Consider the following 9,398-nt stretch of genomic DNA (forward strand, 5'->3'; position numbering starts at 1 on the left):
TATGCAGTGCCCAGACATGCAGGACAACAAGGCCCAGAATGACGAACGGCATCAGATAGTGCAGCGAGAAGAACCGGTTCAGTGTCGGGTTATCAACCGAGAAGCCACCCCACAGCCAGGTCACCAGCGGATCGCCGATCAGCGGGAAGGCAGAGAACAGGTTGGTAATAACCGTCGCACCCCAGAAGGACATCTGGCCCCACGGCAGGACATAACCCATGAACGCAGTTGCCATCATGGCAAGCAGGATCAGGATACCAATCCACCACAGAACTTCGCGCGGTGCTTTGTATGACCCGTAATACAGGCCACGGAAAATGTGAATGAACACAACGATGAAGAACATCGAAGCGCCGTTCATATGGATATAGCGGATCAGCCAGCCATAGTTCACATCACGCATGATGCGCTCGACCGACTCAAAGGCCATATCGGTATGGGGGGTGTAGTTCATCACCAGGAAAATCCCGGAGAGGATCATCGTCACCAGAACAAACCCGGCCAGGGAACCAAAGTTCCACATATAGGACAGGTTTTTCGGTGTCGGATATTCGTATGCAGAGTGGTGCAGCATGGAGATGACCGGAAGACGGTCGTCAACCCACTTGACCACTTTGTTGTTCCACTGAGGTGCGCTCATCTACCTGCTCCTTACCCGATCCGGACCGACGTGTCGGTCAGGAATTCATATTCCGGAACGACAAGGTTCAACGGCGCGGGGCCGCGGCGGATACGGCCCGACGTATCATAGTGCGAGCCATGGCATGGGCAGTACCAGCCATCATAATCCCCACGGGTTTCGCCTGTGGCCGTGCCCATCGGAATGCAGCCCAGATGGGTGCAGACGCCGACGACAATCAGCCACTCTTTCTTTTCGACGCGTGCATCGTCGCTCTGTGGATCGACGAGTTCGTTCAATGCGACCTCTTCGGCCTCATTGATTTCGCGTTCGGTACGATGGCGGATGAAGACAGGTTTGCCTCGCCACATGACCTTAATTGCCTGACCAACGGGGATGTTGGCCAAATTAACCTCAACCGAGGCAAGTGCGAGAACGTCCTTGGACGGGTTCATGCTGTCCACGAACGGCAACAACGCGCAACCAACGCCAACGGCGCCAACTGCTGTGGTCGCCAAGGTCAGGAAATCCCTGCGGTTCTCGTCCGGCTGGTGTTCGCCGGAGGAATGCACCGTTTGCGACATAATTAATCCCTCTTTCTGCCCCCAAAACAGGCATGCGGAATGCCAAACCAAGACTTAGGGCAAACCCGTTTGCTTTCCATTGATGAAAATCAAACAATCTTGCCGCTAAAAGCCCTTAGGCCTGTTTGACGGTCCGTATACTAACAAAAATTCAGTTTGTTAAGGAGAACTTGGAGTTGCAAATTGTTTGCATTCAACCAGATCATTGGGTTTTGCGCTGCACAATTCGGTAAAACATAGCGTAATTGCGGGTATCCCGGCTTTTGTTCGCCAAGGACTTGGCGGTTTAGTTCTTCATATTCCAAAAAAGTCTAATAGGGGCGTTAACGGGTAATTATATGTCCCTGACCAACTGATTCGACATTTGTTCACCAACGATTCTAAAAGACGCCATGAGAATTTGTTTATTTGAACCCGACATCCCGCAAAATACCGGCACGATCCTGCGCATGGCCGCCTGCTTTGGCCTGCCGGTCGATATCATCGAGCCGTGCGGTTTTTTGCTGACCTCGGCGGCACTCAAACGTGCGGGGATGGATTATCTCGAAAAGGCCGATTATATACGCCATGCCGATTGGCGTGCCTTTGTCGAGGCCCGCGAAGACGGAACCCTGCCGGGGCGGTTGGTGTTGCTGACGACCAAGGGGGCCGAACCCTATTGCGATTTCGAATTTCGCGCCGATGATATCCTGATGCTGGGGTCCGAAAGTAAAGGGGTGCCCGATCAGGTGCATGATTATGTCGATGCCCGCGTCGTCATTCCCATGAAGCCGCAAATGCGCTCGCTGAATGTCGCCATGGCAACGGCAATGACATTGGGCGAAGCGCTCCGACAGACCAATGGCTTTCCCAAGCCCAGTGAATGAACCAAGTGAGTGACGCAATGACGGACGCAAAGATTGCTGCAAAACAGGCAATGAAAACGAGCACCGACCACAAGGTCGACGATGCCGTGATTGCCAAACGCAAACAGATCGCCCAGGACTGGTTCCGCCAATTGCGCGATGACATTTGCGCCAGTTACGAGGCGCTAGAGGACAGCTACGAAGGACCGCTTTCCGATCGTGCACCGGGGCGTTTTGAACGCACCCTATGGGAACGCGGTGAGAATGAGGGCGGCGGCGAGATGTCGGTCATGAAGGGCCGGGTGTTTGAAAAGGTCGGGGTCAATATCTCGGTCGTGCATGGCGAATTTTCCGAAAAGTTCCGCAAGGAAATCCCCGGCGCCGATGAAAACCCCAACTTCTGGGCCGCGGGCATTTCACTGGTCGCCCATCCATGCTCGCCCCATGTTCCGGCCGTGCACATGAACACGCGCCACATCGTCACCACCAAGGCATGGTTTGGCGGTGGTGCGGATCTGACCCCGGTCTTCCCGCAGGAAAAAGATACCGCCGATTTCCATGGCGCGCTTAAATCTGCCTGTGATGCCCATGGCGATGACTATTACGACCGGTTCAAAAAATGGTGTGATGAATATTTCTGGCTGCCCCACCGCAACGAACCGCGCGGGGTTGGCGGCATTTTCTATGATTATCTGGATGCGGACTGGGACGCAGACTTTGCCTTTACCCAGGATGTCGGGCGTGCTTTCCGCGATATCTATCCGGAACTCGTCAAACGCCACTACAACAAGCCCTGGACCGATGACGAACGCCGCGCCCAACTGATCAAGCGCGGCCGCTATGTCGAGTTCAACCTGCTTCATGATCGCGGCACGCGCTTTGGCCTGATGACCGGCGGCAACACCGAAGCCATCCTGATGTCCCTCCCGCCCGAAGCCAACTGGCCGTAAGGCTGCATCAATCTGCATGAATGCCCATACCCGCCTTCGCGGACATGACGAACTAAAGCCGGGCGAGGGGAACCACCGTCATTCCCGCGAAGGCGGGAACCCCGCTCCACAGGCTTTCAAAAGGGGCCGCTATTTCTTCGCGGCAAAAATCCGCCCGATGGTATTAAGCAATATCTGTGCTGCCAGAATGGCGGTTGTGCCGGTGTGATCGTAATCCGGCGCGACTTCGACCAGATCAATGCCGACGATATCGCCCCGCTTGGCAAGGCCAGCGATGATTTCCAGCACGTCATAATACAGGAACCCGCCATGGCTGGGCGTGCCGGTGCCGGGCGCAATCGACGGATCAAACCCGTCAATATCAATGGTCAGGTAATACCGCTTTCCGGCCGGAATACGTTCCAGAACACCCTCGACACCAAGCTTGCGAACTTGGCGCACGGAAAGGATGTCTGATCCCTGTTCACGGGCATAGTCGTAGCCTTCCTTGGCGGTGGAGGACACATTGCGAATGCCAAGCTGGGTAATGCCCGTGACCCATGGCTTTTCAATTGCGCGGCGCATCGGGTTGCCATGACCATTGCGTACCCCGTGACGTTCATCAACGAAATCCAGATGGGCATCAAACTGCACCACATGCACCGGTTCCTGATCGGAAAAGGCATTGATGCAGGGAATGTTGATCGAATGATCGCCGCCCAGAACCACGGGCAGGGCACCGGCGGCCAATATCTTGCGCACGCCAAACTCGATATTGGCGTGGCTGTTGATCGTGTCGGTATGAATAATATCGGCATCGCCAATATCGACCATCCGGACCCCTTCAAGATAGGTCACGTCATCTTCATGGTCATAGGCCCCGGCATGGCCAAAGGCAAAAAGTGTCGATGCCTCGCGAATGCCGCGCGGGCCAAACCGCGCACCGGATCGCCACTGGGTGCCGAAATCAAACGGTGCGCCAAGGATCGCAACATCGGCATCAATCGCATCCCAGTTCTCGACATAGGGGCTTTTGGAAAAGGTCGAAATGCCAACAAAGGGCAGGTTCAAACGCCCGCTGTTATAACCATGCTCTGTCATGAAAAATCCCCTGTCGATTGTGGTGTGGATAATCAGTACATGGGACGGCATGTACGTCTAGAAAGGTTCCGAACGGATTGCAGTTTGTGCAGAACCAGAACTGGTAGATGCTGTGGATTCTATTAGGAGTATCACTTTCAAACAGCAAGGTTGCAGAAAATCAACGTTTATAGAGCTCAGGTGGTGCTCTTAAGGGAATCCTGATGTAATATATAGTGACCTTTGGTTGAGGTGTCCTTGTGTTTAAGTGGCATTAAAGGGTTATTTCTATGCGATCTGAAAAGTATTTTAGGCAAAGTATCCTCGTGACTGCAGAGCGTCTAATAGATTGGCTGCTAGCGATTGTACTCGCAGTTGTAGTGGTCTTGGTTCCTTATGCTCTTGGGGCGGGGGCGAATGTCCAACAGCTAGCATTTTTTGATTTAGTGCCGATCTTCGACCTTCCTTGGGCGGAGTTATGGGAGTTTCTGCAGACCTTGGGGTTAACTGCTGCAACTGCTCGCGGTGGAATTTGGTTATGGCGAAAACTTGGTGGCGACAAGTACGCGATCACGATTTGGAAGGTGTTGGATACTGCCGCACCGGACGGTTTATCTAAGGATGCAGTTAGGGAAGAAGTAAGAGAAAAAGTTAAGGAGCCGCGACAAAGCCGGTTCGAAAAAAAGTTTGATGATGCCTGGATGAAGCTTAGGGAGAAGGGTGACATAGTGGCGACGAAAGATGAGAAGCATCGATCAGTGTTTCGTTTGGCTGTAGACGCCTAACTTGACTATCTTTCTGGGCGGAATGGGCATTGGTTTAGAGTTAGAGAGAAGTTGAATATATCAGGTCTCGTTGGTCAACCAGTCCAGCAAGGTGATTGTCGTGTCGCTGACCGACCGGCTGGGCACCACCCAGTATCCGCGATCCGGGCGGCTGACTTCCGTGCCAACCGTGACAAGTGACCGTTGCTCGATGTGATGCTCAATCAAACCCCGCCACCCCAGCGCGACGCCCTGTTCGGCAAGGGCCGCCTGAATGACAAAGCCATAGGTGTTCAGACCAAGGTCACCTTGTGCCGGTTTGCGGTCAATCCCGTGATCGGCAAGCCAGCTTTCCCATGTCAGCCAGCGTGATTTGCCGGTAACTTCCAGGTGCAGTAGCGGTGCACGGGCAAACTGCGCGGGATCATCAAACGGGCCAAACCGTTCAAGAAAACCCGGCGTGCAGACCGGCACCACCCGTTCCGGGATCAGAAGCTGTGCCGTCTCGGGGAAATCTTCTGCTGCCCCGAATAACATGGCGGCATCGGTTTCGCGGCCAAGTTCATCATCAAGGCCTTGCGATGCAATGATATGGACTTCAGCTTCGGGGTGCAGGCGGCGAAAATCGGTCACACGCGGCATCAACCAGAAGGCCGCAAACCCGAAATCGGTAAAGATTCGCACCGCATGGTCCTGTGAAGACCGGCGGGTATCGCGCACGGCTTTATCAATATTTTCGACACTGCTTTTGACCGCCTCAAACAGGGCTTCACCCGCATCGGTCAACCGGCTGCCGCCCTGTGACCGATGCAGCAGCGATACGCCCAGCTGATCCTCGACCCGCTTGATCTGATAGGTCACCGCAGGCTGACTCAATCCCAGCTCATTGGCCGCCCGTGTGAGGCTGCCCAGCCGCCCAACGGCTTCAAAAATTCTCAGCCAGCCAATGTCGAGTGGTCTTTGCATTATAAAAATTCTTTATGGAAGTGATTAAAAAACACCGGGTTTCTTTGAGTATCAATTTATGAATTTAATGTGGTTAACGAAGCATGCGTCAAGCGGAATAACAATAAGACCCGACAAAACGCACCCGAAAAGGGGCAGGGTTTACAGCTTGCGCGGGCTCGAACCAAACGACCCAGGGGTGCTTTTCTCGTCAATGCTGCCATCTCGGTGATCGGCGGATTGCACCCTGTGAAGGAGTGCATAATACATGACGTCCCCGAATATTTTGATCCTGATGGCCGACCAGTTGAACGGAACCCTGTTCCCCGATGGCCCTGCAGATTTCCTTCATACGCCGCATTTGCGCAAGCTGGCACGTCGCTCGGCACGTTTCCGCAATTGCTATACCGGCTCCCCGCTTTGTGCCCCGGGACGTGCATCCTTTATGGCCGGTCAGTTGCCCCATCGCACCCGGGTCTATGACAACGCCGCCGAATTTTCCTCAGATATTCCGACCTATGCTCATCACTTGCGTCGCGCGGGGTATTACACCTGCCTGTCGGGCAAGATGCATTTCGTCGGTCCAGATCAGCTTCACGGGTTTGAAGAACGCCTGACCACCGATATCTACCCGGCCGATTTCGGCTGGACGCCGGATTATCGCAAACCGGGTGAACGGATTGACTGGTGGTATCACAACCTCGGATCCGTCACCGGTGCCGGTGTCGCCGAGATTTCCAACCAGATGGAATATGATGACGAGGTCGCCTACAACGCGACGCACAAGATTTATGACCTGTCGCGCGGCCATGATGAACGGCCGTGGTGCCTGACGGTCAGCTTCACCCATCCGCATGACCCCTATGTCGCGCGCAAGAAATTCTGGGATCTGTATGAAGATTGCCCGGAACTTGAACCCGATGTTGCGCCGTTTGACTTTGATGATCAGGACCCGCATTCCCAGCGCCTGATGCATGCCAGCGACTACACCGCCTTTGACATCCAAAAGGAAGATGTCAGACGCTCCCGTCAGGCCTATTTCGCCAACATCTCCTATATCGATGACAAGGTCGGTCAGATCATGGAGGTGCTTGAAAACACCCGTCAGCTCGACAACACCATCATCATCTTTGTCTCCGACCACGGCGATATGCTGGGCGAACGGGGTCTGTGGTTTAAAATGAGCTTCTTTGAAGGCTCTGCCCGTGTGCCCCTGATGATGGCCGGGCCGAACATCACGCCGGGTCTTTATACCGATCCGGTCTCAAGCCTTGATGTCACGCCGACAGTCGCTGATCTCGCGGGCATTTCCATGGAAGAGGTCCAGCCATGGACCGACGGGATGTCATTGTGCTCGATGCTTGATGGCAAGGCGCGCACCGAACCGGTGCTGATGGAATATGCCGCCGAAGGCTCCTATGCCCCGCTGGTCTGTATCCGTGAAGGCAAATGGAAATACACCTATTGCACGCTTGATCCTGAACAGCTTTTCGATCTTGAAGCCGATCCCAAGGAACTGAACAACCTTGCAGCGGATCCGGCCTGTGCCGAACAGATGGAAGCATTTCGCGTGCAGCGTGATGCGCGGTGGAACCTTGATGCGTTTGATTCCGCAGTTCGCGAAAGTCAGGCGCGCCGCTGGATTGTCTATGAGGCGCTGCGCAACGGCTCTTACTTCCCGTGGGATTATCAGCCGCTGCAAAAGGCGTCCGAACGCTACATGCGCAATCACATGGATCTCAATGAACTCGAAGACAAACAGCGCTTCCCGCGAGGGGAGTAAGAAGCAGCGTCGGCCAGCCATGTGGGACGGCTGGTCGGCGCTGCCTCAACTCGTCTGCCAAAACAGCTGAAGAAAGACCTGAAGTGCCTAATCAAAGCCGCCTCGCAGTCCGGCTCGGGTACGGACCGCATGTTTGATCAGTTTGTCGCCCGGGAGATCCCCGGCGCTGATCAGGGGGCATAAACAACGAAAAGTTGGGTACCCGAAACAGTGAGGTAATCATGGACGACAAAATGAAGGTGGGGCCACTCGGGCCCTTCCCGCGGGTCAGCAAGCCGGTCTTCTCTGTATCGGCCGTCCTGATCTTGGGATTCATCATATTCGGCGCGGCCTTTACCGAAACCGCAGGTGCGCTGTTCTCCGCCGCGCAATCGGTAATCGGGAACTATTTTGGCTGGTTTTTGATCATTGTGGCCAACCTGGCTGTTGTGGTCAGTCTCTATCTTGCAATCGGGCCTTATGGCCGGGTGCGTCTGGGCCGTCAGACCGACAAGCCGGAATATGGCCTGTTTTCCTGGACGGCCATGCTGTTTAGTGCCGGCATTGGTATCGGTTTGCTCTATTGGGGGGTGGCAGAGCCACTTTATCACTATTTCGCACCGCCCATGGCCGAACCCGAAAGCATTGCTGCAGCCGAACAGGCAATGACGATTTCGTTCCTGCATTGGGGCATCCATGGCTGGGCGCTTTATTGCATCGTTGGCCTGTCGCTGGCCTATTTCCATTACCGCAAGGGATTGCCGCTTTCGATCCGCTCCGCCCTTTATCCGATCATTGGCGAACGGATTTATGGCACCTGGGGCCATGTGGTCGATATTCTCGCCGTGTTTGGCACGATGTTTGGCATTGTCACCACCCTTGGTCTTGGCGTCATGCAGATCAGTTCTGGTCTGAATTCGCTGTTTGGTATTCCCGACACGATGCCGGTCCAGATCATTTTGATTGCCATCATTACCGTGTTTGCGACCATTTCGGTCATGGCAGGCCTGGATGGCGGCATCAAGCGGATCAGTAACCTTAATATCCAGCTGAGCTTCCTGTTGCTTGGCTTTGTCCTGATCTTTGGCCCGACGCTGTTTGTGTTCGACAGCTTTGTTGAAAATGTCGGCAACTATATCAGCAATCTGGTCGTCATCAGTTTCTGGAGCGAAGCCTACACCGATACCAACTGGCAGACCGGCTGGACGATTTTCTATTGGGCCTGGTGGGTTTCGTGGTCGCCGTTTGTCGGCATTTTCATTGCCCGCATTTCGCGGGGCCGCACGGTGCGCGAGTTCACGCTTGGCGTTCTGTTTATTCCGGTCTTCATCCTGTTCTTCTGGTTTACCGCCTTTGGCGGGGCTGCGATCCATATGGAAATGATCGGCGATCCCGGTTTGATCGAGGCCACCAAGGCCAGTTACGGCAGTGCGATCTTCAAGCTGCTTGAATTCATGCCGCTGACCAAGTTTGTCACCACGGTTGTCATCGTGATGATCGTGATCTGGTTTGTCACCTCCTCTGACAGTGGATCATTTGTCATCGACATGCTGACGGCCGGTGGCGATGCCAACCCGCCGCGTATTCAGCGCCTGTTCTGGGCCACGACCGAAGGCGTGATTGCGGCGGTCCTTCTGGTGGCAGGCGGGTTATCGGCCCTGCAGGCTGCTGCCGTTGTGGCGGGCTTCCCGTTCGCGGCGGTTATTCTGGTTATGATGTATGGGTTGTTGCGTGGCCTTGGTCGCGATTCACTCGTTCTTTACCGCTACAAGCAGTGGTACGAGACCGAGCACGAGGCTGACCATAACCTGCCTGATGCCTATGTCGACGAGACCGAACTTCCGGATGTTCATCCGGGTCCGACATTCAC

9 protein-coding genes are annotated in these 9,398 nt (G+C 54.7%); 5 read left to right on the forward strand and 4 right to left on the reverse strand.

Features of this window, described 5'->3' with window-relative positions; translation table 11 throughout:
• Both B2R48_RS14245 and petA read right to left on the reverse strand, forming a co-directional pair.
• On the reverse strand, nt 1-640 hold a 640-nt coding region (locus B2R48_RS14245), incomplete at its 3' end, for a cytochrome b (protein WP_297001627.1).
• Nucleotides 641-651: 11 nt separating this feature from the next.
• Nucleotides 652-1,203: a ubiquinol-cytochrome c reductase iron-sulfur subunit gene (gene petA / locus B2R48_RS14250; RefSeq protein WP_213473715.1), complete on the reverse strand. Its 552-nt coding sequence runs from the start codon at nt 1,201-1,203 to the stop codon at nt 652-654.
• 392 nt (nt 1,204-1,595) lie between these two features.
• Between petA and B2R48_RS14255 the strand changes: the two genes are divergently transcribed.
• Both B2R48_RS14255 and hemF read left to right on the forward strand, forming a co-directional pair.
• A complete protein-coding gene (locus tag B2R48_RS14255) occupies nt 1,596-2,069 on the forward strand; it encodes a tRNA (cytidine(34)-2'-O)-methyltransferase (protein WP_297001629.1) in 474 nt (157 codons plus the stop codon).
• Nucleotides 2,070-2,119: 50 nt separating this feature from the next.
• A complete protein-coding gene (gene hemF / locus B2R48_RS14260; protein ID WP_297001733.1) occupies nt 2,120-2,998 on the forward strand; it encodes an oxygen-dependent coproporphyrinogen oxidase in 879 nt (292 codons plus the stop codon).
• A gap of 129 nt (nt 2,999-3,127) precedes the next feature.
• Here hemF and speB read toward each other — a convergent pair whose 3' ends face one another.
• Entirely contained in the window at nt 3,128-4,078 is a 951-nt protein-coding gene (gene speB, locus B2R48_RS14265; RefSeq protein ID WP_297001632.1) for an agmatinase, read from the reverse strand.
• 269 nt (nt 4,079-4,347) lie between these two features.
• Between speB and B2R48_RS14270 the strand changes: the two genes are divergently transcribed.
• On the forward strand, nt 4,348-4,842 hold the full coding sequence (locus B2R48_RS14270) for a hypothetical protein (protein ID WP_297001635.1): 495 nt from the start codon (nt 4,348-4,350) through the stop codon (nt 4,840-4,842).
• A 60-nt stretch (nt 4,843-4,902) separates the two neighbouring features.
• Here B2R48_RS14270 and B2R48_RS14275 read toward each other — a convergent pair whose 3' ends face one another.
• Entirely contained in the window at nt 4,903-5,787 is an 885-nt protein-coding gene (locus B2R48_RS14275; RefSeq protein WP_297001638.1) for a LysR substrate-binding domain-containing protein, read from the reverse strand.
• A 247-nt stretch (nt 5,788-6,034) separates the two neighbouring features.
• Between B2R48_RS14275 and betC the strand changes: the two genes are divergently transcribed.
• Together betC and B2R48_RS14285 are read left to right on the forward strand one after the other, a co-directional pair.
• A complete protein-coding gene (betC, locus tag B2R48_RS14280; protein ID WP_297001640.1) occupies nt 6,035-7,549 on the forward strand; it encodes a choline-sulfatase in 1,515 nt (504 codons plus the stop codon).
• Nucleotides 7,550-7,770: 221 nt separating this feature from the next.
• Nucleotides 7,771-9,398 (forward strand): BCCT family transporter (locus tag B2R48_RS14285; protein ID WP_297001645.1); only part of this gene is annotated, 1,628 nt, incomplete at its 3' end.

Origin of the sequence: Thalassospira sp. UBA848 (assembly GCF_002295455.1) — a bacterium.
Classification (GTDB): Bacteria; Pseudomonadota; Alphaproteobacteria; order Rhodospirillales; family Thalassospiraceae; genus Thalassospira.

Excerpts from the sequence above, each read along its gene's own strand:
- petA (WP_213473715.1), bottom strand. The coding sequence starts at position 1,203 with ATGTCGCAAACGGTGCATTCCTCCGGCGAACACCAGCCGGACGAGAAC.
- B2R48_RS14255 (WP_297001629.1), top strand. The coding sequence starts at position 1,596 with ATGAGAATTTGTTTATTTGAACCCGACATCCCGCAAAATACCGGCACG.
- hemF (WP_297001733.1), top strand. The coding sequence starts at position 2,120 with ATGAAAACGAGCACCGACCACAAGGTCGACGATGCCGTGATTGCCAAA.
- speB (WP_297001632.1), bottom strand. The coding sequence starts at position 4,078 with ATGACAGAGCATGGTTATAACAGCGGGCGTTTGAACCTGCCCTTTGTT.
- B2R48_RS14270 (WP_297001635.1), top strand. The coding sequence starts at position 4,348 with ATGCGATCTGAAAAGTATTTTAGGCAAAGTATCCTCGTGACTGCAGAG.
- B2R48_RS14275 (WP_297001638.1), bottom strand. The coding sequence starts at position 5,787 with ATGCAAAGACCACTCGACATTGGCTGGCTGAGAATTTTTGAAGCCGTT.
- betC (WP_297001640.1), top strand. The coding sequence starts at position 6,035 with ATGACGTCCCCGAATATTTTGATCCTGATGGCCGACCAGTTGAACGGA.